This window comes from Allobosea sp. GW822-FHT05A11 (assembly GCF_058800455.1).
This window is the reverse complement of the sequence record NZ_JBXAMI010000005.1, coordinates 215,382-235,466: the sequence shown is the minus strand read 5'-3', so window position 1 is coordinate 235,466 and position 20,085 is coordinate 215,382. Positions and strand designations below refer to the sequence as shown.

The window sequence follows — 20,085 nt, the reverse complement described above, 5'->3', positions numbered from 1 at the left end:
CGGCGCGCTCAGAGCGCCAGGATCACCCCCGCCACCGCGTCGAGCGCGGCGTCCGCGTCAGTGCAGGCCTGCGCACCATCCACCACGGGAGCGCCTTCCAGCAGGAAGACCGGGCGCTTGAACTGCAAGGCGAAAGCGATCTCGGACAAGGTGCCATAACCGCCACCGATCGCGACGAGGCAGCAGGCGGCCCGGGCGATCAGCGCGTTGCGGGCGACGCCGATCCCGGTCGCCAGCGGGACGGTCACATAGGGATTGGCTGCCTCGGGCTCGTCATCGGGCAGGAGACCGATCGACAGGCCGCCGGCTTCCGCCACGCCGCGGCAGACCTCTTCCATCACCCCGGAACGGCCGCCGCACAGAACGGTGACGCCATGCTCCGCGAGCCGTCGCCCCATCGCAACGGCGGCGGCTTCCTGCGCGACGGTCGGCGTGCGCGTCCCGATCACGGCGACGGGCGTCCGCAGCGGCATCCCGCTGTCGCGCTGGAGCCAGCGAAGAGCGCGGGCCAGAGAGACGGGTTCTCCCCGCCCCGCCATTGCGGTCGCCTCGCTCCAACGCCGGGTCGCCGGATCGAAGATCCGGCCGCGCCCGTCGAGTAGTTGCGCGTTCTCGCGATCGAATCGCAGCTGCAGCTCGCGCGCCATGGCTCAGGCCGGCTTCTTCTCCTCGCCGAAGGCGGAGATGCCGCCATGCTTGGCCGACCAGCTCGCCGGGTCATTCAGGAAGCTCTCGACCTCGGCCAGGATACGCGGCTCGAAATGGCCGCTCTCCTTGGCCACGGCCAGCACGTCCCACCAGGTGGTGAGATAATGCAAGTTGACGCCGATCTCGGCCATCAGCTCGCGGCTCTTCGGGAAGATGTCGTAGTAGAACAGCACGAAGCAGTGCTGCACGTCGGCGCCGGCATTGCGCAGCGCCTCGGCGAAATTGACCTTGCTGCGGCCGTCGGTGGCGAGATCCTCGACCAACAGGGTGCGCGCGCCCTCGACGACGGAGCCCTCGATCTGGGCGTTGCGGCCAAAACCCTTCGGCTTCTTGCGGACATACTGCATCGGCAGCGAAAGACGATCGGAGATCCAGGCGGCGAAGGGAATGCCCGCTGTTTCGCCGCCGGCGATGATGTCGAGCGACTCGTAGCCGATATCGCGCACGATCGTCGTCGCCGCGAAATCGATCAGCGTCGAGCGCAGGCGCGGATAGGAGATGATCTTGCGGCAGTCGATATAGACCGGGCTGGCCCAGCCCGAGGTGAAGAAGAAGGGCTTGTCGCTGTAAAAGTGGACAGCCTTGATTTCGAGCAGCATCTTGGCCGCTTCGCGCGCGATCACGGTCCTGTCGGTGGGGGTGAACAGGTGGGACATGGCGCGGTCTCTCCGGGCTGAGCGACGCCGCTCGCCGGGAACGGCAAGGGCGCAAGGGCTGGTCGAATTGGCAAACGGCCTCTTCTGATCGCCTCGGCCCGGCAGGTCAATCCCTCTGCCCGGCGATTTTCACCGCGATCTGCAACCCTGCTCCGCTGCATCTCCCTCCAGCCGCCAGCCGGACCGCAGGATGACCCCGGCGTTCCCGAAAAACGCTCATGACAGGGTTTCCCACGACATCCACAGGCTGGGGCGCGGACGCTCATTGCGCCGACCCAGGCCGCATGAGATGCCAAACGATCTGAATATGGGCGACGCCATGCCGCATCGCCGCTCCGCTGGGCTTGGCCGGAGCAGACAAGGGGCTTTCATCATGAGCGATCTTCAAGCGGCAGCCGCCGCCGCACCAACGGAAGTGGACAGCAAGGCGCGCAAGGCCTTGTGGGGTGCAGCGATCGGCTATGCGATGGACGGGTTCGACCTCCTGATCCTCGGCTTCATGCTGCGGGCGATCTCGGCCGACCTCCAGCTCAGCCAGGCCCAGGCCGCCTCGCTGGTCACCGCGACGCTGGTCGGCGCCGTGCTCGGCGGCATCGGCTTCGGCATGCTCTCGGACCGTATCGGCCGCGTCCGGGTGCTGACCTGGACCATCGTCCTCTTCGCCGTCTTCACCGGCATGTGCGCCTTGGCGCAGGGCTACTGGGACCTGCTGATCTACCGCACCATCGCCGGCCTCGGGCTCGGCGGCGAGTTCGGCATCGGCATGGCGCTGGTCGCCGAGGCCTGGCCGGCCTCGAAGCGGGCGCGCGCCTCCTCCTATGTCGGCCTCGGCTGGCAGGTCGGCGTGCTCGCCGCGGCAATAGCCACCCCGATCCTGCTGCCCACGATCGGCTGGCGCGGCATGTTCGCCATCGGCATCCTGCCAGCGGTCGCGGCCTATTTCATCCGCCACTCCCTGCACGAGCCCGAGGTCTTCGTCGCCCGCTCCAAGGACCGGCCGAAGGAATCGGCCCTGCGCCTGCTGGTCAAGGACCGCGAGACCGCCAAGCTCAGCCTCGGCATGGTCATCCTCTGCTCGGTCCAGAACTTCGGCTATTACGGCGTGATGATCTGGCTGCCGAACTACCTCGCCACGCGGTTCGGCTTCGCGCTGACCCAATCGGCGGTGTGGACGGCGGTGACCATCGGCGGCATGGCGCTCGGCATCTTCGCCTTCGGCCATATCGCCGACCGGATCGGGCGCCGCCCGGCCTTCTTCGGCTACATGATCGGCGCCGCCGTGATGGTCGTGGTCTATTCGCGCCTGACCGATCCGATGCAATTGCTCGTCGCCGGCGCGGTGATGGGCTTCTTCGTCAACGGCATGCTCGGCGGCTATGGCGCGCTGATCAGCGAGCTCTTCCCGACGGCGGCGCGCGCCACCGCCCAGAACGTGCTGTTCAACATCGGCCGCGGCGTCGGCGGCTTCGGCCCGGTCGTGGTCGGCGCGATCGCGGCGGCTTATGGCTTCCAGACCGCCATCGCCCTGCTCGCCGCACTCTACATCCTCGACCTCCTCGCCATGTGGCTCCTCATCCCTGAGAAGCGCGGCGCGGAATTGACGTGAACGCGTAGAGCTTCGAAAACACCTGCAGAGGGCGCCAGACGGCGCCCTCTTGCGTTTGAAGCCTGGCGGTTTCCGGCAAATCGAAGGGTTACAGCCCAAAAAGCAAAAAGCGCCGGAAGATCCGACGCTTGCATGTTTCTGACGCGGATCCCTCGCTCCAAGTTACATTGGATCGACTGGTATGGCGTCGGCGGGCGCCCGCAGAATAGCGCGCATCCGCGAGACTGCCACCGCGAGGTAACCGCGGCCCCTTATAAGTGCCTCCTTCGACTACAGCGAGCTCATGCAGCGTGAGCCGTTCAGGCCTAGGATCGCCCGGGCTTCCGCGGGCGTCGCGATGCTGCCACCGAGATTCTCGATCAGCGACACGCTCTTCTCGACAAGCTCGGCATTGTCTCTCGCCAGCTTGCCCTTGGAGATGTAGACGTTGTCCTCGAGGCCGACGCGGACATGCCCGCCGAGCAGCCAGGCCTGCGCGAGCATGGGGAATTCGTGGCGCCCGATGCCGAACGCCGCCCAGATCGCATCTGGCGGCAGCTGGGAACGGAAATACATCAGCGTTTCCGGGTTCGCGACGGCGGAATAGCGGATGCCCATGACGATCTGAAAAAGCGTCGGCGTCTTGATCAGGCCGCGCTCGATGAAGATCTTGCAGAGATGCAGATCGCCGGTATCGAACAGTTCGACCTCGGGCAGGACTCCCGCCGCATAGATCCGGCTGGCCATGATCTCTAGATTGCGCGGCGTGTTGATCACGACCGCCGAGCCCGAGAACATGGTGTTGAAGTCGAGCGTGCAGATCTCCGGCTTGAGCGCCTCGACATGGGCCACGCGCCGCTCGGGCGTCGTCAACGTCGTGCCGGGCCCGGCCACCGCCGGATCGGCCTCGGACGGCATGTATCGCCCGCCCTCGCCGGTCGAGAGATTGATGATGATGTCGGAGCCGGCATTCTTGATCCGCGCCATGATCTCACGGAAGGCCTCGGTATCCATGCTTCCCTTTCCGGTCTTCACGTCGCGCGCATGGATATGCGCGACGGCCGCGCCCGCCCGCCCGGCCTCGATCGCGGCGCGGGCGATCTCTTCCGGCGTAATCGGCAGACCGGGATGCTGCTCCCGCGTCGTCAGGTTGCCGGTCACTGCGCAGGTGAGGATTGTCTTGCGTCCCATGGCGATGTTCGTCCGTGTTCAGGCTGGAAGTAGTTGGGAAATGGCGCGCTCGACACCGCTCGCGATCGTCTCGACGTCGTCGGATGACACGATGTAGGGCGGCGCAAGCAGCAGATGATCGCCCGCGACGCCATCGGCCGTGCCGCTGGACGGATAGGCGATCAGCCCCTGCTGCTGCAGCGAGGTCTTCAGCGTTTCGGCAAGGCGACGGTCGCGCGAGAACGGGGTTTTGTCTGCCCGGTTCTCGACCAGCTCGATCGCCTGGAACAGTCCTCGCCCGCGGATGTCACCGACATGGGGGTGCTGGCCGAGCCGCCGCTCCAGCTCGGAGCGCAATTGCTGGCCGCGCTGACGGACAGCGTCGAGCAATCCGCCCTTCTCGATCGTTTCCACGACGGCGAGCGCCGCGGCGCAGGCCACCGGGTGGCCCATATAGGTATGTCCGTTGGCCAGTGCCCCCGTGCCGTTCTCGATCGCTTCGATCAGGGTCTCGCGCACCAGCACCGCGGCGATCGGCTGGTATCCGGCGCCCAGGCCTTTGGCCACCGTGATGATGTCGGGGCAGACGCCCTCCTGCTCGATGGCGAAGAGGCTGCCGGTGCGCCCCATCCCACACATGACCTCGTCAGCGATGAAGATCACGCCATAACGGTCGCAAATCTCGCGGATCCGCTTGAAATAACCCGGAGCGGGGGGCACGCAGCCCAGCGTCGCACCTGAGACCGGCTCGGCCACGAAGGCCAGCACCTTGTCCGCGCCAATTCGCAGGATTTCGGCTTCGAGCAAGTTGGCGGCCCGTTCGCCATATTCCGCCTCGGTCTCGTCCTCGCGCTTCAGCCGATAGGCATGGCAGGCGTCGATATGCGACACGGACGGCAGCAGCAGCGGCTCGTACAGCTTGCGCCGCGCCATATGGCCGCCGACCGAAAGCGCGCCCAGCGTATTGCCGTGATAGCTCATCCGCCGGCCGATGAGATGATGACGCTCCGGCTCTCCGCGCTCTCCCCCGATCTGGCGGGCAAGCTTCAGCGCGACTTCCATCGCTTCCGACCCGCTGCCGACGAAGGCGACGCGGCCGCGGCCGAAACCTTCCGGCGCACGCTCCATGAGATACGCGGCCAGACGCTCCGCCGGTTCGCTGGTGAAGAAGGACGTGTGCGCATAGGCATGGGCGTCGACCTGTGCCTTGATGGCCGCTGCAACGGCAGAAGCCGAATGCCCGAGGCAGGAGACGGCCGCGCCGCCCGACGCATCGATGTAGCGCTTGCCGGACGCGTCATAGAGATAAACCCCCTCGCCCCGGACGGCGAGCGGCAGGTCCATGGTGAGATTGCGGTGCAGGACGGAGCTCACGTCAAAGCCCTCTCGATCTCGAAAACAAGTGTTGATATACAAAACACATACTCGTATATGAAACTTACACGATCGGCACGCAAGACCGATTTTCGAGAAACTAAGGGGTTCCGGCATGAGCCGAATTTCAGCAGCGACGATCGGCGGCTTCATTCCGGCGGTCGTGACGCCCTTCGATACGGAAGGCCGGATCGTCGAGGACGATTTTGCCGCGATCGTCGCCTGGCTGATCGACTGCGGCGCGACCGCCATCGCCGTCGCCGGCGACAATGGTGAAAGCTGGAGCCTTGACGCCGCCGAACGCGCCAGGCTGACCCAAATCGCCGTCGACACCGCCGCGGGTCGTGTGCCCGTCGTTACCGGCGTCAGTGCCCCGAGCGCCGCGCAAACCATCCGCTATGCCCGGGCGGTGATGGAAGCGGGCGCGAGCGGCGTGCTCGCCATGCCGCAGACTTATGTTCTCAAGACCACGCGCGAAGAGCTGTTGCGGCGGTTCGATGCTGTGGCGAAGGCGGTCGATACGCCGATCATCCTGTATAATTCCCCGCGACGCACCGGGATCGACCTGTCACCGGCCGATGTCGAGGCGTTGCTCGATGTCGCGCCCATCGTCGCGATCAAGGAATCCAACCGGGACTTCTTCCACCATACCCATCTCCTGGAGCGGCTGCGCGAGAAGATCGCCATTCTGGTCGGGCCTTGCCATTACATCTTCCCCGGCATCGCGCTGGGGGCGAAGGGCTTCATCGCGACGGGGCCGGAGCTGCTCGGCAAGGATGCCGGGCGCCTCACCGCTCTGGCGCAGCAGGCGCCCGGCGCCGAGATGCGCCAGCTCCATTATAGGCTGACTGTCATTTATCAGGCCCTGATGGGCATCGGCACTTGGCCGTCCTCGCTCAAGGCGGCGCTGGCCCTGATCGGGCAGCCCTCGGGCGCACCGCGCGATCCCGTCATGCCACTGGCAGGTGCCGATCTCGACAAGCTGCGCCGCACGATGGACGAGCTCGGGCTTCTCCCGGCCTGATACGCGCGAAGGGCCTGACAATGGCAGATGATCGGCGCATCGCAGGAAGCACGGTGGGACGAAAGGCACTCCGCTTCGTCTTCAACGGCCGCATGATCGACGCCTATGAAGGAGACATGGTCGCCTCCGCGCTGCTTGCATCCGGCATTCGCGAACTCGGGCAAAACCTGGGCGGCGGCGGGCGCGGGCTGTTCTGCACGATGGGCCTCTGCCAGGAATGTGCCGTCCTGATCGACGGCCGCGTCGTTGAGGCCTGCAGGATGCCCGTGCAGGCCGGATTGGCCGTGAGTTCCCTGCCATGACGGCCGATTCTTACGACCTCGTGGTGATCGGCGCCGGCCCGGCAGGCGCAACCGCTGCCATGGAAGCGGCGGCGGCAGGGCTGCGCGTGCTGCTGGTCGATGAAAATGCCGCAGCGGGCGGCCAGGTCTATCGCACCCCGGCACCGGGCGCAGGCGGACCGGACGGCGAGATCGGCGACGCATTGCGGGCGCAGCTATCGACGAGTGGCGTGGAGTGCCGATTCGGCCATCGCGTCTGGTTCGTCGAACCCGGCTTCCGCATCTGCGCGGTCGAAGCCGATCGCGCGGCCGAATGGCGCGCACGTTTCCTGATCCTCTCCGGCGGCGCCCAGGAGCGCCACCGTCCTGTGCCGGGCTGGACCTTGCCTGGTGTGATCGGGCTGGCCGGTGCGACAAATCTCTTGAAAGCGCAAGGCATATTGCCGGGGCATCGCGTTCTTGTAGCCGGCGCTGGGCCGCTGCTCCTTCTGGTCGCCTCGACGATCCTGAAAGCTGGCGGCACCGTGGCTGGAATAATCGATGCCTCCTCCCGGCCCCGCTGGTTTGCAGCCCTGCCTGCCATGGCAAGCCGCCCCGACCTACTCCTGCGCGGGGCGAGTTGGTACTTGTCACTGCTGCGTGCCGGCGTGCCGATCCTGCACGGCCACGCATTGCGTGCGATCGAAGGTACGCACCACGTCGAGGGAGCCCAGGCGGCGCCGCTGTTTGCAACAGAAAGCGTCGAGACGCGCTTCGCATGCGACAGCGTCTGTTACGGCTTTGGCCTGATGCCGGCGACGGAGATGGCGCGCCTCCTCGGCGTTCCCCACGATTATGATGCGGCGCTCGGCGGCTGGTTTCCGCGCGTTGGCGAAGACGGCACGACGGCCGTCGAGAATCTCTTCATCTGCGGCGATGGAGCCGGCGTGCTCGGCGCCGCAGCCGCTACACGTCAGGGCACGCTCACAGGGCGAGCCGTGGCGAGGGCTGGAGGAGGAGATGCCTCGGCCTCGGCAGCCATGCGCCGCCAGGCGAAGCAGGCCGGCCGCTTCGGTGCCGCGATGACGCGGCTGGCTGCGCCGCCAGCCGAAACATTGAACGCGATCACGCCGGACACCATCGTCTGCCGCTGCGAGAACCTGACGCGGGTGACCCTCGATCAGGCCATTGCCGGCGGTGCGCGGACGATCAACGGCCTCAAGGCAGCCACACGCTGCGGCATGGGGCCCTGTGGCGGCCGCATCTGCGAGGATACCGCTGCCGCCTTGATCGGTGCCGCGACAGGACTGTCCCGCAAGGAGATCGGACAGGGCTCACCCCGCCCTCCGCTGCGGCCGGTCCCGCTTGCGGCGATTGCCGGCGAGTTCGACTATTTCGCCCTGCCCATGCCGGAGCCCGCACCGCAATGACGGCGCTCGCATCGACACCGGAATGGGATCTTGCCGTCATGGGAGGCGGCCTGATGGGCTGCGCCGCGGCGCTGCAGGCTGCGGCCGGCGGGATGCGCGTCGTGCTGATCGAGCAGTCCGATCTCGGCTCGGGCGCATCGAGCGTCAACGCCGGCACGCTGTCACTGCAGATCAAGCGCATCAAGCTGATGCCCTACGCGATCCGCGGCCACGAGATCTGGAAGGCGGCGGGTAATCGGGTCGGGTTTCATGAGACCGGCGGTCTGACATTGGCCTTCAGCGAGGCCGAGGCTGAGCGGCTGACGACCAACATGGCGCTGAAGCGTGAAGCAGGCGCCCCAATCGTGATGAAGAGCCCGGACGAAATCCGCCAGCTCGAGCCCGGCCTCAATCGCGCGGTCGTCCTGGCCAGCTACTGCGCTGCGGATGGCTATGCGAATTCCAGCCTCACCGGCTCCTATTACAGGAGCTTACTGGCGGAGGCCGGCATCGCCGTGCACGAGCGCCAGCCGGTCGAAAGCATCGAGCGACAAGCCCACGGCTATCGGCTCGTCACGCCGGGCGGCACGATCTCGGCCACGCGACTTCTGCTGGCGTGCGGCGCCTGGACGAAGCCGGCCGCTGCGATGCTCGGACTGGATCTGCCGATCCGGGTGCGCATCAACACTGTCTCCGTCACCGAACGACAGCCGCGTCTGGTCAGTTCGGCGATCGGGCACGCGACCGGCCTGCTGACTCTCAAGCAGAAGGACAACGGCACCGTTCTGATCGGAGGAGGCTGGCAAGGCAAGGGAACGCCCGCCGAAGGGCGCGGCCATGTCGTGCCGGAAACGCTGCTCACCAATCTGCGCCTGGCCCAGTTCGCGGTTCCGGCCCTCGCCTCGGCCCGGCTGATGCGGGTCTGGACCGGCTTCGAGGCCAATGTGCCCGATTTCTATCCGCTTGCGGGTGCTCTGCCGGGATTGCCCGACGCCTTCATCCTGGCTTGCGTCAGGGGTGGATACACGATCGGCCCTTACATAGGTCGCCTAATCGGCGACCTGATCCTCGGGCGCGAGCCGGAGATGCCGCTTTTCGATCCTGCCCGCTTCCTGCCGACCCCGCACATCGCAGCAGCCTCGTGAGAACCGGACCAAGACATGGGTTATGAATTCGACTGGAGCGCAGCGCTCGATTGGAAGGTCTGGGCCCAAGCCCTTTCCGTCACGCTGAGCTATGCGGTCTTTACGATCCTGGGCGGCATGCTGATCGGCGTCTTCGTCGGCATCGGCATGTTGTCGAAGCGCTGGTGGCTGAGCGCACCTGCCGGCGGCTATGTCCAGCTGTTCCGCTGCACGCCGCTGATGGTCCAGATCGTCTGGTTCTACTACGCGCTGCCTATGTTGGCGGGCTTCTCGATCCCGGCCTGGATCGCCGGCGGCCTCGGGCTCACGCTCTATATGGGCGCCTTCTGCGCGGAAATCTTTCGCGCCGGCGTGATCTCCATCGACAAGGGCCAGTGGAACGCGGCGCGCGCGCTCGGCATGAGCGACGCGAAGATGATGCGCCACATCATCCTGCCGCAGGCCGCGCGACGCATGGTGCCGCCCTTCGTCAACCAGTCGGTGCTCCAGCTCAAGAACACGTCGCTGCTCTACGTCGTGGCGGTGCCGGACCTCATGTACAAATCCTACGAGCTCGCCTCTGCGACGTTCAGGCCGCTCGAGACCTATACGGTTGTCGCCGCCATCTACTTCATCATCCTTTACCCGCTGACCAAGATAGCCAAGCGGCTCGAAGCTCGCGCCGACCGCTGAGGACCTCACATGGCAGACCAGATTTCAACCTCCCCATCACAGCGCGCGATGATCGAGCTCACCGGCATCCGCAAGTTCTATGGCGACCACGAGGCGCTGAAAGGCATCTCGCTCCAGGTCGAACAGGGCAAGGTTCATGTCCTGATCGGCCCTAGCGGTTGCGGCAAGTCGACCCTACTGCGTTGCATCAACCTGCTCGAGCAGCCGACCTCCGGCACCGTGAGGGTCGGCGCCGACAACTTCTCCTTCACGCCGGGCGGCAAGATGCCGGCCGCGCGGAATCTCGAACGCTTCCGCAGCCATCTCGGCATGGTCTTCCAGCAGTTCGACCTGTTTCCGCACATGACGGCCGTGCAGAATGTGATGTCGGGACCGCGCATCGTGCTCGGAACGCCCGAGAAGGAAGCCCGCGCCCTGGCGATGAGCCTGCTCGCCAAGGTCGGCCTCGCCGAGAAAGCGGACGTGCTGCCACGCAACCTTTCCGGCGGGCAATCGCAGCGCGTGGCGATCGCCCGCGCCCTGGCGATGCAACCGCAGGTGATCCTATTCGACGAGGCAACCTCCGCGCTGGATCCCGAACTCGTCGACGAAGTGCTCAAGGTCATGGCCAGCCTCGCCAAGGAGGGGAAGACGATGGTGATCGTCACCCACGAGATGGGCTTTGCGCGCGATGTCGCCGACCGCGTGACCTTCATGGATGCAGGGTTGATCGTGGAGGAAGGCAACGCCTCCGACATTTTCGCCCGGCCCTCCAACCCCCGCACCCAGTCCTTCCTGTCCCGCTTCCACATGCAGGCCGGCGCCTGAGCGCGCGACCGTCGACAAGAGAGAACTTCGATGAAGAACCCATCCTTTCGCGGTGTCATTCCTGCACTGACCACGCCCTTCCGCGACGATTGCTCGCTCGATCCGGAAGCGTTCCAGCAGCTCGCGGAAACGGTGATCGACGATGGCGTCAACGGCCTTCTCGTGAACGGCTGCACCGGCGAGAGCTGGGCCTTGAGCGAGGACGAGCGCGCCACCGTGTTCCACACCGCCGTGAAGGCGTCCAACGGACGCGTGCCCGTCGTTGCCGGCTGCAGCGCGATCTTCGCCGATGAAGTGATCAAGAAGACGCATCAAGCCGCGGATGCCGGCTGCGATGTCGTGATGGTCTCCGCGCCCTGGTACGTGATGGTCGGCGAACTCGAAATCGAAGACCATTTCCGCAAGGTGATCGCGCAATCGCCGCTACCGATCCTGCTCTACAACATCCCGCGCCGCACCGGCGTGAACCTGAGCTTGAAGCTGATCAATCGTCTCGCCGACGAGGACAAGGTCATCGCCATCAAGGAGAGCTCCAAGGACTGGGGCACCCTCTCCGAGGTGATCCGCACCACCGGTGATCGGATCAGCGTCTTTGCGGGCTATGCGAGCTTCTTCGGCCTGGCCGCCCTGTCGGAAGGCGCCGTCGGCTACATGGATTCCGGCACGCCCGTCTTCGGCTCGACCTCGCCCGAATTCTATCGCGCGGCGATCTCGGGCGATCTCGAAACGGCCCGGCGGATTCAGACCGAAATGGCCGGCATGCTCTCCTCCTTCTTCGGCCTCGGCACGTTCCCGGCCAGCGTCAAGGCCTCGCTCGACCTGATCGGGCGCCCCGGCGGCCGCACCCGCGATCCGATCCGCCCGCTGACGGCGGCCCAGCGCGATGAATTGCGCCGGGTGATGGAAAGCACCGGCTTCCTTGAACGCGCGCGCGCAGCGGCTCGCTGAGCCGGAACATCAGGGAGATTGTGATGTCCAGCCAGGCCACCGCGCAGGCCCTCAATCCTGCAGGCAATGATTTCTACGGGGCGCTGCATGCCCATGCGGAAGCGATCGAGGCGCGCTATCGCTCGCTCACGCCAAGATCCGGCGAGCTGTTCGGCCGGGCCGGGACCGTCTTCCCGGGCGGATTCACGCGCGACGCGGTGATGCGCAAGCCCTATGCGAGCTTCATCGCCGCCGGCGAGGGCAGCCGCATCACCGATGCCGACGGGCGCTCCCTTAACGATTTCTGGTTCAACGCCACGTCCCTGCCGCTGGGCCACGCCCATCCGGTCGTCGTCGCCGCCGCCGAGAAGCAGCTGCGCAAGGGCACCGCCTATTTCGGCCCAACGGAATCCGAATTGGTTCTGGCCGAGCTTCTGATCGAGCGCGTGCCCTCGGCGGAACGGATCCGCTTCGCCAACTCGGGGAGCGAGGCGGTGATGATGGCGGTGCGCTTCGGCCGCGCCTTCGCCAACCGGCCGCTGATCGTCAAATTCGAGGGCAGCTATCATGGGTCCTATGACGACGTGAGCTGGTCGGTGAACCCGCCGCCGGCGCAGGCTGGCGACGCCTCCGCGCCGACGCCGATCGCCGAGAGCATCGGCCTTGCCGGGCGCGACGGCCGCGTCGCCGTGCTGCCCTTCAACGATGCGAGCGTGCTGCGCAGCTTCGTCGAGGCGCATCACGCGCAGATCGGCGTGCTGCTGATCGAGCCGATGGCCAATCGCATCGGCCTGCTGATGCCCGATCGCGCCTTCCTCGCGGAGGCGCGTGCCTTGTGCGATCGGTACGGCATCGTCCTGATCTTCGACGAGGTGATCGCTTTCCGCGTCGGCTACAACGGCGCGCAGGGCCTGGCTGGCGTCACCCCGGACCTGACCACGCTCGGCAAGATCATTGGCGGCGGCTTCCCGGTCGGCGCCATCGCCGGCCGTGCCGATATCCTCGATCTGTCGTCGCCCGCCCGCAAGGAACGGGTGACGCATGCCGGCACGTTCAACGCCAACCCGATGGTCACGGTCGCGGGTTTCGCGACGATGTCCGAACTCACCCCGGCGGCTTTCGAAGCGCTTGCCGATACCGGCGCGATGATCCGGCAGCGGCTCGCTGCGATCTGTGACGGGCTGCCCCTGCAGGTCACGGGCGAGGGCTCGCTCTTCAAGATCACGGCGACGAGCAGGACCATCCGCGACTATCGCGACAGCGCAACCAGCGACAAGGGCTGGGAAACGCTCGCGTCGCTCGCTCTGCTGAGCGACGGCTTCCTGCTCACCTCGTCGCTGGCCGGCACCATTTCCACCGTGACGACACCGGCGCAGATCGATGCGTTCCTGGCCTCGTTCGAACGCATCGTTTCCCTCTGAAGCTCTCCGAAAGTTTCCGCTCATGTCGACCCAGTTCACCGCCTCGTCCGCTTTGTCCGGCAAGATCGCCATTGTCACCGGCGGCGGGACCGGCATCGGCCTCGCCATCGCGAAGATGTTCGCCGAGGAGGGCGCGCAGGTCGTGATCGCCGGGCGCTCGCAAGCGGCGCTGGAAAAGGTCGCAGCCACGATCGGCGCTCACGCCATCGCCGCGGACGTTTCCAAGGAGGACGAGGCCCGGAAGCTCGCGCAGACCACGGCCGAAAAATTCGGCGGCGTCGACATCCTCGTCAACAACGCCGGCGTGACTGGCCAGGTCGCGAATGCTGAAGACCTCGACATCGCCCAATGGGACGAGACGATGGCGATCAACATCCGCGGCACGATCCTGTGCATCAAGCACTGCGTGCCGCTGATGCGCGCCCGCGGCGGCGGCTCGATCATCAACATGTCGTCGCTTATGGGGCTGCGGGGCTATCCGATGCGCAGTGCTTATACGGCGACTAAATTCGCCGTGATCGGCATCACCGAGGCGGTTTCGCAGGAGGTCGGCATCCACGGCATCCGCGTCAACGCGCTCTGCCCGGGAGCGGTCAACGGCGAGCTGATGCAGCGCGTCATCGCCGCGCGTGTCGCCAAGGAAAATCGTCCGGCCGAGGAGATCATCCGGGCGAACTACACCGACAAGGCTGCCCTGCGCCGCTGGGTGGAACCTGAGGAAGTCGCCAAGGCCGCTCTCTTCCTGGCCAGCGACGCCTCGTCTCCCATCACCTCCGAGCGCATCAAGGTCGATGCCGGCCGGATGTAGGACGAGGGCGTATCAGACAGCCGCGCTCCGGCGCGGCTGATAGCCCAGACGGGTCGAGATGCGCTCGGCCGCGGCCATGACCTCGCTGACATAACGCGTATCGATCTCGGCCACGTTGAAGGCCGTATCCGGCCCCGATATGTCGATGGCCGCCACGACATGGCCGTCGCGATCCAGCACGGGCGCGGCGATCGTGCTTCCCCCGGGCTCGACGACACCACGGCTGATCGCATGGCCGCTGGTCGCAGCTTCGCCGACGCGCTGGACAAGCTGCTGGATGCTGCGCGGAGTCAGTTCGGTCAGCGGCTCCATGTCCTGTGCGCCGACAAGCTCGGTAATTTCGCGCGCCGACAACTCGGACAGGAGCAGCCAACCCATCGGCGTCGCGTAGATCGGCAGGCGCGTGCCGACATTCAGGTTGCTAAGAAAACCAGAGCGGGTCTGCACGCAGCTGAGATAGAGAACTTCGGTGCGGTCTCGGATCGCGAGATGCGCCGAGACATTGGTGCTGTCGCGTAGCAGCTCCAAATCGCCACGCGATACCTCGATGATGTCCTTTGAGGCGAGGAAAGCGTAGCCGATATTGAGAATGCGTGGGCCGAGGGCAAAGCTCTTGCTCGCCGGGATCTCTTCGAGGAAGCCCATGTAGCGAAGCGTATAGGTCAGGCGGAAGACGGCCGACCGCGTCAGACCCATGCGCTTGGCGATCTCGGAGACGTTCAGCGGCTTGCGGGCATCGGCAAGCGTTTCGAGCAGAAGCAGCCCGCGACGCAGGCCCGGGACGAAATAGACGTCGTGATTCTTGTGAAGTTCGACGCCGGGAATCCCGGACTCGGCAACCGACATTCTTCCTCCAGGCTCAGGCCTTGTTGTTGGCTGCGGCACCGACAAAAGCAAGCGCGGCCTTAGCCGATGAACGCCGGGCGGGGGCAGCCGGTCACGGCTCGCCCGCCCGCTATCTATTACATCAAAACTGTACGTCGGCAGGGAGCTGCGACGTATCCAGGCCGAATTTCTCCATGGCCGAGAAGATGACCTTCTTGGCGCTGCCATCAGCGCGATAGGCCAGAGCCCAGTCCTGCAGGAACGTGGCAAACCGGTCATCACCGTCGCGGCGCGTACCGCCGTAGGACGGAGCAGTATTGGCCGGCTGGAGAACGGCCATGCTACCGAGGCTCTTGTTCGCCTTGAGTGCACCCAGTCCGGTCAGCACAGTCGTGATCATCGCACTAGCGTTGCGCGACTGGATGTCGAGCACGGCCTCGCCCATGCCCTTGAGCCCGCGAATTTGCGCATTCGGCAGCATCTTCCGCGCTACTTGCTCGTCAGTGGTCCCCATCACGACGGCGATCTTGACGTCCGGCTTGTTGAAGGCCTCCCAGGTGTCGGGCATTTCCAACCCCTTGGCCTTCAGCACGACGCTCGGCAGCGAGTAGAGCGGTCCGGCGAGGTGCACCGCCTTCTTGCGCTCCTCCGAGAAGCTCAGCCCGAAGAACGCATCCAACTTGTCGGCTTGGATATCAAGGATGACCGAGGTCCAGGACGTGACGACGAACTCAACCTTGATCTCTTTGCCCACCTTCTTGGTGAGGGCTTTCGCCAAATCTTCTCCCATTTCGGCGGAGAACCCGACCCATTTGCCGTCTTCCTGCCAGAAATAGGGCGGCCGGGCCGGAATGACGCCGACACGCAGGACGCCGCGCTGCACAATGGCGTCCCAAGTGCTCGCAGCATGCGAGGGGGCCGAAGACAGCGAAACAACCGCTATTACGAAGGCCGCACACAGGATTCGGTAAAGCTGCCCCAAGGGTGACATGAACAATCTCCGCCTCTGTTATGTTTGGATATCAACTTGCGTTTTATATACTAAACAATCTAGCGTGCGCGGATGTCAAGAGGCGGCGCACGATGTTGCAATGCGTCCGCCGTCAAAACGCCGCGGGAGCCTATCGAGATGGCTCGCTGTTTCGACCCTGGCCATCAACCGCGCATCCGGCGCCTGAGAAAATCGAGGAAGATCCTGACTTTCGGCGGCACCAAAGCGCCGGCCCTGTAGGCCGCGAAGATCGGCATGGCATCCTCGGGTTCGTAAGCTTCGAGAAGGGGTCGCAAGCGCCCAATGCGGATATCGTCCGCCACGCGCAGATCGGTGACACGGCCGATGCCGAGGCCGGAGACGACCGCCTCATAGTTTCCGTGGCCGCCGTTGACCACGTAGTTTCCCTGCACCTTGAGCTTGAGCGGCCGGCCGTCGACCACGAAGCTCCACTCGTTGCTGGACAAGCCCAGCCGGCTCATCAGCAGGCAGTTGTGGCGCAGGAGATCCTGCGGCGTCTCCGGCGTCCCGTGACGCTCGAGATAGGCCGGTGCAGCGCAGATGATCTGCCGGCTCGCCGCCACTTTCGTGATGATCGCAGCGGAATCCTTCGGCGCGCCCCAGCGCAGACCGACATCGTGATCAGCAAGGGCCGGATCCACGACGTCGTCCGAGAGATCGAGATGGGCCTTGATGTTCGGGTGAAGCGCCAGGAATTCGGGAAGAAGCGGGATCAAGCGGTGCAATCCGATCATGATCGGGCTCGTGATCCGAAGGGTGCCGCGTGGCTCTCCCCCGTATTCGCTGACGACCAGTTCGGCTTCGGCGATCTGCGCGAGGATGGTTTGCGCGCGCCGGTACAGGGTCTCTCCGGCTTCGGTGAGCGAAAGGCGACGAGTTGTCCGATCCAGAAGCCGCACGCCGAGACGACGCTCGAGACCGTCCACCCTGCGGCAGACGGCCGAGCGGGTCACGTTCAACACTCTTGCTGCGCCTGCGAAGCTCCCGCAGTCCACGACATGGGCGAACACCTGAAGCTCATTGCCGCTATTCATCTCGAACCCGTCGTTGCGTTTGACTCAACAGTATGTGTCCATCAACGGTGGTTCCAAGCCAAGCCCCTGTGAGCATAGCCTGATCTGACGTTAAAGGCCGCGACGCAAACAAGACGGCCGGATGTCGGAGGAACCAGTGATTACAGATACCAGTGCCGGACGTGTGGCGGGCATAGCGCGCCGCCGATGATCAAGCTCGTGACCTTCCAGAAGCGCGTCGCGCAGTTGACGCGGCCAGCCTTCGAGCAACGCTGGGAAACGATCCATGGACCGATCGCCGCGGCCTTCCCCGGCTTGCGCGGCTACATGCTCGGATTCTCGCTGGATGAAGGCGAGCCGCTGGCCGATGGCGTCGCGCAGCTCTGGTTCGACACGCGCGAGGCCTGCCAGGCGTCCTACGCCTCCGAGATCGGCCGCAATGGCTCGAAGGATGCCTCCGCCTGGCTGGCACGGCGCGAGCACTTGCTTGCCAGCGAACGCTGGCTGAGGCGAAGCGGCGCTTTGTCGTCGACGCCGTTCAAGCTGCTGCTGTGCCTGAAGCGGCAGGCAGATCAATCGCGCACGGCCTTCCTCGACAAGCTCGGCACGCTCGCCACGCCCGCAATCTGCACGATCACGGGCGCGCCCCAGGCGCGGCTGAGCCTCGACGAAGCCGGGCAGCTGTTGAATTCCAAGGTTGCAGGCGACCTGACGCTGGTGACGGGCGAGGCGCCCTATGACGCGCTCGTCGAACTCTGGTTCACCGAACGGGATGCGGCTGCCCAAGGCCGCGAGCGGCTGCGGGCCTGGAAGGACCAGGTTTTCGGGCATGACGAAATCGCCCGGTGGGAGGACGCGCTGCTGCGCGAACATGTGGTGGTGATGCCGCCTCCGCCCGCCTTCGGCGTTGAGGAAGGACAGATTTGATGCAGAAGAAGACCGCCCTTGTCATCGGCGCGACTGGCGTTTCCGGGCGCGCGCTGATCGAGCACCTCGACCAGCAACCGGACTGGAACGTGATCGGCGTCTCGCGCAAGCCGCCCTATTTCCAGTCGAAGGCGCGCTTCGTCCATGCCGACCTGATGGACCCGCAGAGCTGCAAGGACAATCTCGGCGGCCTGAGCGAGGTCACGCATGTCTTCTACTGCGCCTATCTAGACAGCCGGATTATTGCCGAGACGCGCGCGCCGAACGCGAAGATGTTCGCCAATGTCCTGCCGGTGATCGAGGCCGCCGCGCCGAACCTGCAGCATGTCTGCCTGCTTCAGGGCACCAAGTACTACGGGCAGTATCTCGGTCCCTTCAAGACCCCGGCCAAGGAAACTGATCCGCGCATCGACGTGCCGCATTTCTACTATGACCAGCAGGACTTGGCCGAGACCGCCAGCGCCGGCAAGGGCTGGTCGTGGTCGGCGGCGCGGCCGCATGTGATCTGCGGCTTTGCGCTCGGCAACCCGCTCAACATCATCACAACGATCGCGACCTATGCGACGCTGCTGAAGGAGATGGGCCAGGCCTTCACCTTCCCAGGCAAGCCGGGCGCCTTCACCTCCGTCTATCAGGCGACCGATGCGGGGCTGCTGGCACGCGCCATGGTCTGGATGTCGACCAACCCCGCTTGCGCCGATCAGGCCTTCAACGTCACCAACGGCGACTTCTTCCGCTACCAGAACCTGTGGCCGGTCTTCGCGCGCTTCTTCGGGCTGGAGCCCGGCGGTGTCGAAACCGTCGACATGCCGACCCGCATGGCAGGCGCCGACGCGCTCTGGGAGAAGATCGTGGCGCGCGAGGGCCTGCAGAAGCACCCGCTGTCGCAGCTCGTGAACTGGAATTTCGCGAACTACGCCTTCTCGAACGACTGGGACGTGATGTCCGACACGACGAAGTGCCGGCGCTACGGTTTCCTCGAATTTCTCGACAGCGAGGAGATGTTCCTCGACCTCTTCCGCGATCTGAAGCGCAACAAGATCGTTCCCTGAGCCAGGAGCCATCCATGACCTGCCCGCTAGCAAGGACAGCGCGATGAGCGCTCGGCCGTCTCCTCTCGATCCGGCACTGCAGGCCGAATTAGCGCGCAACGCATTCAACCCTTGCGTCGGTCAGATCCTGCTTTCGGAAAGCGCGCGTGCGCGCGTCTGGTACATGCGCCTGGAGCCGGGCGAGCGCATCGGCTTCCATCGCCATGTGCTCGACTATTTCTGGACCGCACTCAGCGCCGGTCGCGCCATATCCCATGTCAACGGCGGCGCAGCGAAAGCGTCGTCCTATTTCGCCGGTCAGACCAGCCATATGAGCTTCGCTGCGGGCGAGTTCATGGTCCACGACCTCCACAATGTCGGCGATACCCCGCTCGTCTTTGTCACCGTCGAGCATCTCGAAAGCGCCAACCCGCCATTGCCATTACCGGCCGGCGTCACGCCGCGCGGCATCGCGGATGCACAGGATCAGCCATGAACCAGATTTTGCCAGTGGCCGCGCGCGAGGCTTTTGCGCCCGACATCTTCGCCGGCCGGGTTTTTTTGGTGACCGGCGCCGGACGCGGGATTGGCAAGCTTCTGGCCGAGCGGCTAGCCGGATTGGGCGCCCGCGTCGCCATCTGTGATCTCGTCGAGGAGCGCGCCCTGGAAACGGCCCGCATTATCGAATCCGCCGAGGGCGAGGCCCTGCCGCTGGTCGCCGACGTCTCGAAGGAGGAAGAGGTCCGGGCCGCGGTGGAAATCGTCCTGGCTCGCTGGGGCAGGATCGATGTCCTCGTCAACATGGCCGGCAGCTATGGCGCGGCCTACCGCATCACGCATGAGACGCCTGTCGACGAATGGGATTCGGTCTTCGCCTCGAATGTGCGCGGCAGCTTCCTGTGCGCCAAGACGGTGCTACCGCACATGATCGAGGCCGGCGGCGGCCGCATCATCAACTTCGCCTCGAACGCGGGGCGATCGGTCAGTCCCTTGCTGGGCTGCTCCTATACCGCGGCCAAGACCGCCGTGATCGGCATGACCCGCCATCTCTCGCGGGAATATGCCCGCCACAGCATTCTCGTGAACACGATCGCGCCCGGCCCGGTCGCCGGCGAGCGCGTCAGCGGTCTGCTTCGAAATGACGATGAGGGGCAGGCGCTCAACGGCCAAATCCCGATCGGGCGCCTGGCCGAGCCCGCGGACATCGTGGACGTCGTTTTGTTCATGGCTTCCGACGCATCCCGCTACATGACGGGCGCGATCCTCGACGTGTCCGGAGGCCTGATCCTCGCCTGAGAACCCGAATGATCG

21 protein-coding genes are annotated in these 20,085 nt (G+C 65.4%); 14 read left to right on the top strand and 7 right to left on the bottom strand.

Annotated elements, in window-relative coordinates; genetic code table 11:
• Nucleotides 1-8: 8 nt before the first annotated feature.
• A complete protein-coding gene (locus AC1RLU_RS18115) occupies nt 9-647 on the bottom strand; it encodes a TIGR00725 family protein (protein WP_492797254.1) in 639 nt (212 codons plus the stop codon).
• A 3-nt stretch (nt 648-650) separates the two neighbouring features.
• Nucleotides 651-1,364, bottom strand: coding sequence for an orotate phosphoribosyltransferase (locus AC1RLU_RS18110; RefSeq protein ID WP_492797252.1), 714 nt, complete (start codon nt 1,362-1,364; stop codon nt 651-653).
• 373 nt (nt 1,365-1,737) lie between these two features.
• Here AC1RLU_RS18110 and AC1RLU_RS18105 point away from each other — a divergent pair, with 373 nt between their 5' ends.
• Nucleotides 1,738-2,970, top strand: a complete 1,233-nt coding sequence (locus AC1RLU_RS18105) for an MFS transporter (protein ID WP_492797250.1) — start codon at nt 1,738-1,740, stop codon at nt 2,968-2,970.
• Between the two features lie 270 nt (nt 2,971-3,240).
• Here the strand turns inward: AC1RLU_RS18105 and AC1RLU_RS18100 are convergent, their stop codons facing one another.
• Together AC1RLU_RS18100 and AC1RLU_RS18095 are read right to left on the bottom strand one after the other, a co-directional pair.
• Nucleotides 3,241-4,140, bottom strand: a complete 900-nt coding sequence (locus AC1RLU_RS18100) for a beta-keto acid cleavage family enzyme (protein ID WP_492797249.1) — start codon at nt 4,138-4,140, stop codon at nt 3,241-3,243.
• A gap of 18 nt (nt 4,141-4,158) precedes the next feature.
• Complete coding sequence (locus tag AC1RLU_RS18095) at nt 4,159-5,493, bottom strand: aspartate aminotransferase family protein (protein ID WP_492797662.1); 1,335 nt, start codon at nt 5,491-5,493, stop codon at nt 4,159-4,161.
• 115 nt (nt 5,494-5,608) lie between these two features.
• On the opposite strand from AC1RLU_RS18095, the gene AC1RLU_RS18090 reads away from it, so the two are divergent.
• Genes AC1RLU_RS18090 through AC1RLU_RS18050 form a run of 9 tightly spaced genes read left to right on the top strand, consistent with a single transcriptional unit; the run spans nt 5,609 to nt 13,966 of the window.
• Entirely contained in the window at nt 5,609-6,517 is a 909-nt protein-coding gene (locus AC1RLU_RS18090) for a dihydrodipicolinate synthase family protein (protein ID WP_492797248.1), read from the top strand.
• Nucleotides 6,518-6,537: 20 nt separating this feature from the next.
• Nucleotides 6,538-6,819 carry a 2Fe-2S iron-sulfur cluster-binding protein gene (locus tag AC1RLU_RS18085; RefSeq protein ID WP_492797246.1) on the top strand — a complete coding sequence of 94 codons (282 nt, stop codon included), beginning with the start codon at nt 6,538-6,540 and terminating at the stop codon, nt 6,817-6,819.
• Nucleotides 6,816-8,207 carry an FAD/NAD(P)-dependent oxidoreductase gene (locus tag AC1RLU_RS18080; RefSeq protein ID WP_492797244.1) on the top strand — a complete coding sequence of 464 codons (1,392 nt, stop codon included), beginning with the start codon at nt 6,816-6,818 and terminating at the stop codon, nt 8,205-8,207. Before AC1RLU_RS18085 ends, AC1RLU_RS18080 begins: the two co-directional genes overlap by 4 nt.
• Nucleotides 8,204-9,331: an NAD(P)/FAD-dependent oxidoreductase gene (locus AC1RLU_RS18075; RefSeq protein WP_492797242.1), complete on the top strand. Its 1,128-nt coding sequence runs from the start codon at nt 8,204-8,206 to the stop codon at nt 9,329-9,331. Before AC1RLU_RS18080 ends, AC1RLU_RS18075 begins: the two co-directional genes overlap by 4 nt.
• Before the next feature lie 15 nt (nt 9,332-9,346).
• The gene (locus AC1RLU_RS18070; protein ID WP_492797241.1) at nt 9,347-10,003 is read left to right on the top strand and encodes an amino acid ABC transporter permease; all 657 of its coding nucleotides are present in this window, start codon (nt 9,347-9,349) and stop codon (nt 10,001-10,003) included.
• A 9-nt stretch (nt 10,004-10,012) separates the two neighbouring features.
• On the top strand, nt 10,013-10,810 hold the full coding sequence (locus AC1RLU_RS18065; protein WP_492797239.1) for an amino acid ABC transporter ATP-binding protein: 798 nt from the start codon (nt 10,013-10,015) through the stop codon (nt 10,808-10,810).
• A 30-nt stretch (nt 10,811-10,840) separates the two neighbouring features.
• Nucleotides 10,841-11,758, top strand: coding sequence for a dihydrodipicolinate synthase family protein (locus AC1RLU_RS18060; protein WP_492797237.1), 918 nt, complete (start codon nt 10,841-10,843; stop codon nt 11,756-11,758).
• 23 nt (nt 11,759-11,781) lie between these two features.
• On the top strand, nt 11,782-13,158 hold the full coding sequence (locus AC1RLU_RS18055; protein WP_492797236.1) for an aspartate aminotransferase family protein: 1,377 nt from the start codon (nt 11,782-11,784) through the stop codon (nt 13,156-13,158).
• A gap of 22 nt (nt 13,159-13,180) precedes the next feature.
• Nucleotides 13,181-13,966, top strand: a complete 786-nt coding sequence (locus AC1RLU_RS18050; RefSeq protein ID WP_492797235.1) for an SDR family NAD(P)-dependent oxidoreductase — start codon at nt 13,181-13,183, stop codon at nt 13,964-13,966.
• A gap of 12 nt (nt 13,967-13,978) precedes the next feature.
• On the opposite strand, the gene AC1RLU_RS18045 is transcribed toward AC1RLU_RS18050, so the two are convergent.
• The 3 genes from AC1RLU_RS18045 to AC1RLU_RS18035 all read right to left on the bottom strand — a co-directional run bounded on the left by AC1RLU_RS18045 (nt 13,979) and on the right by AC1RLU_RS18035 (nt 16,813).
• Nucleotides 13,979-14,812, bottom strand: a complete 834-nt coding sequence (locus tag AC1RLU_RS18045) for an IclR family transcriptional regulator (protein ID WP_492797234.1) — start codon at nt 14,810-14,812, stop codon at nt 13,979-13,981.
• Nucleotides 14,813-14,933: 121 nt separating this feature from the next.
• Nucleotides 14,934-15,782, bottom strand: coding sequence for a transporter substrate-binding domain-containing protein (locus AC1RLU_RS18040; protein ID WP_492797232.1), 849 nt, complete (start codon nt 15,780-15,782; stop codon nt 14,934-14,936).
• Nucleotides 15,783-15,946: 164 nt separating this feature from the next.
• On the bottom strand, nt 15,947-16,813 hold the full coding sequence (locus AC1RLU_RS18035) for a LysR family transcriptional regulator (RefSeq protein WP_492797230.1): 867 nt from the start codon (nt 16,811-16,813) through the stop codon (nt 15,947-15,949).
• Nucleotides 16,814-17,023: 210 nt separating this feature from the next.
• On the opposite strand from AC1RLU_RS18035, the gene AC1RLU_RS18030 reads away from it, so the two are divergent.
• From AC1RLU_RS18030 to AC1RLU_RS18015, 4 genes are read left to right on the top strand one after another with little or no spacing between them, the layout of a single operon-like run.
• A complete protein-coding gene (locus AC1RLU_RS18030) occupies nt 17,024-17,743 on the top strand; it encodes an EthD family reductase (RefSeq protein ID WP_492797229.1) in 720 nt (239 codons plus the stop codon).
• Nucleotides 17,743-18,795: an SDR family oxidoreductase gene (locus AC1RLU_RS18025; protein ID WP_492797228.1), complete on the top strand. Its 1,053-nt coding sequence runs from the start codon at nt 17,743-17,745 to the stop codon at nt 18,793-18,795. Before AC1RLU_RS18030 ends, AC1RLU_RS18025 begins: the two co-directional genes overlap by 1 nt.
• 43 nt (nt 18,796-18,838) lie before the next feature.
• Entirely contained in the window at nt 18,839-19,270 is a 432-nt protein-coding gene (locus tag AC1RLU_RS18020) for a cupin domain-containing protein (RefSeq protein ID WP_492797227.1), read from the top strand.
• On the top strand, nt 19,267-20,070 hold the full coding sequence (locus AC1RLU_RS18015; RefSeq protein ID WP_492797225.1) for an SDR family NAD(P)-dependent oxidoreductase: 804 nt from the start codon (nt 19,267-19,269) through the stop codon (nt 20,068-20,070). The genes AC1RLU_RS18020 and AC1RLU_RS18015 overlap by 4 nt, the downstream gene beginning before the upstream one ends.
• Nucleotides 20,071-20,085 lie beyond the last annotated feature (15 nt).

Excerpts from the sequence above, each read along its gene's own strand:
- AC1RLU_RS18065 (WP_492797239.1), top strand. The coding sequence starts at position 10,013 with ATGGCAGACCAGATTTCAACCTCCCCATCACAGCGCGCGATGATCGAG.
- AC1RLU_RS18025 (WP_492797228.1), top strand. The coding sequence starts at position 17,743 with ATGCAGAAGAAGACCGCCCTTGTCATCGGCGCGACTGGCGTTTCCGGG.
- AC1RLU_RS18090 (WP_492797248.1), top strand. The coding sequence starts at position 5,609 with ATGAGCCGAATTTCAGCAGCGACGATCGGCGGCTTCATTCCGGCGGTC.
- AC1RLU_RS18070 (WP_492797241.1), top strand. The coding sequence starts at position 9,347 with ATGGGTTATGAATTCGACTGGAGCGCAGCGCTCGATTGGAAGGTCTGG.
- AC1RLU_RS18105 (WP_492797250.1), top strand. The coding sequence starts at position 1,738 with ATGAGCGATCTTCAAGCGGCAGCCGCCGCCGCACCAACGGAAGTGGAC.
- AC1RLU_RS18085 (WP_492797246.1), top strand. The coding sequence starts at position 6,538 with ATGGCAGATGATCGGCGCATCGCAGGAAGCACGGTGGGACGAAAGGCA.
- AC1RLU_RS18020 (WP_492797227.1), top strand. The coding sequence starts at position 18,839 with ATGAGCGCTCGGCCGTCTCCTCTCGATCCGGCACTGCAGGCCGAATTA.
- AC1RLU_RS18045 (WP_492797234.1), bottom strand. The coding sequence starts at position 14,812 with ATGTCGGTTGCCGAGTCCGGGATTCCCGGCGTCGAACTTCACAAGAAT.
- AC1RLU_RS18060 (WP_492797237.1), top strand. The coding sequence starts at position 10,841 with ATGAAGAACCCATCCTTTCGCGGTGTCATTCCTGCACTGACCACGCCC.
- AC1RLU_RS18075 (WP_492797242.1), top strand. The coding sequence starts at position 8,204 with ATGACGGCGCTCGCATCGACACCGGAATGGGATCTTGCCGTCATGGGA.
- AC1RLU_RS18100 (WP_492797249.1), bottom strand. The coding sequence starts at position 4,140 with ATGGGACGCAAGACAATCCTCACCTGCGCAGTGACCGGCAACCTGACG.
- AC1RLU_RS18040 (WP_492797232.1), bottom strand. The coding sequence starts at position 15,782 with ATGTCACCCTTGGGGCAGCTTTACCGAATCCTGTGTGCGGCCTTCGTA.
- AC1RLU_RS18110 (WP_492797252.1), bottom strand. The coding sequence starts at position 1,364 with ATGTCCCACCTGTTCACCCCCACCGACAGGACCGTGATCGCGCGCGAA.
- AC1RLU_RS18030 (WP_492797229.1), top strand. The coding sequence starts at position 17,024 with ATGATCAAGCTCGTGACCTTCCAGAAGCGCGTCGCGCAGTTGACGCGG.
- AC1RLU_RS18115 (WP_492797254.1), bottom strand. The coding sequence starts at position 647 with ATGGCGCGCGAGCTGCAGCTGCGATTCGATCGCGAGAACGCGCAACTA.
- AC1RLU_RS18015 (WP_492797225.1), top strand. The coding sequence starts at position 19,267 with ATGAACCAGATTTTGCCAGTGGCCGCGCGCGAGGCTTTTGCGCCCGAC.
- AC1RLU_RS18080 (WP_492797244.1), top strand. The coding sequence starts at position 6,816 with ATGACGGCCGATTCTTACGACCTCGTGGTGATCGGCGCCGGCCCGGCA.
- AC1RLU_RS18050 (WP_492797235.1), top strand. The coding sequence starts at position 13,181 with ATGTCGACCCAGTTCACCGCCTCGTCCGCTTTGTCCGGCAAGATCGCC.
- AC1RLU_RS18055 (WP_492797236.1), top strand. The coding sequence starts at position 11,782 with ATGTCCAGCCAGGCCACCGCGCAGGCCCTCAATCCTGCAGGCAATGAT.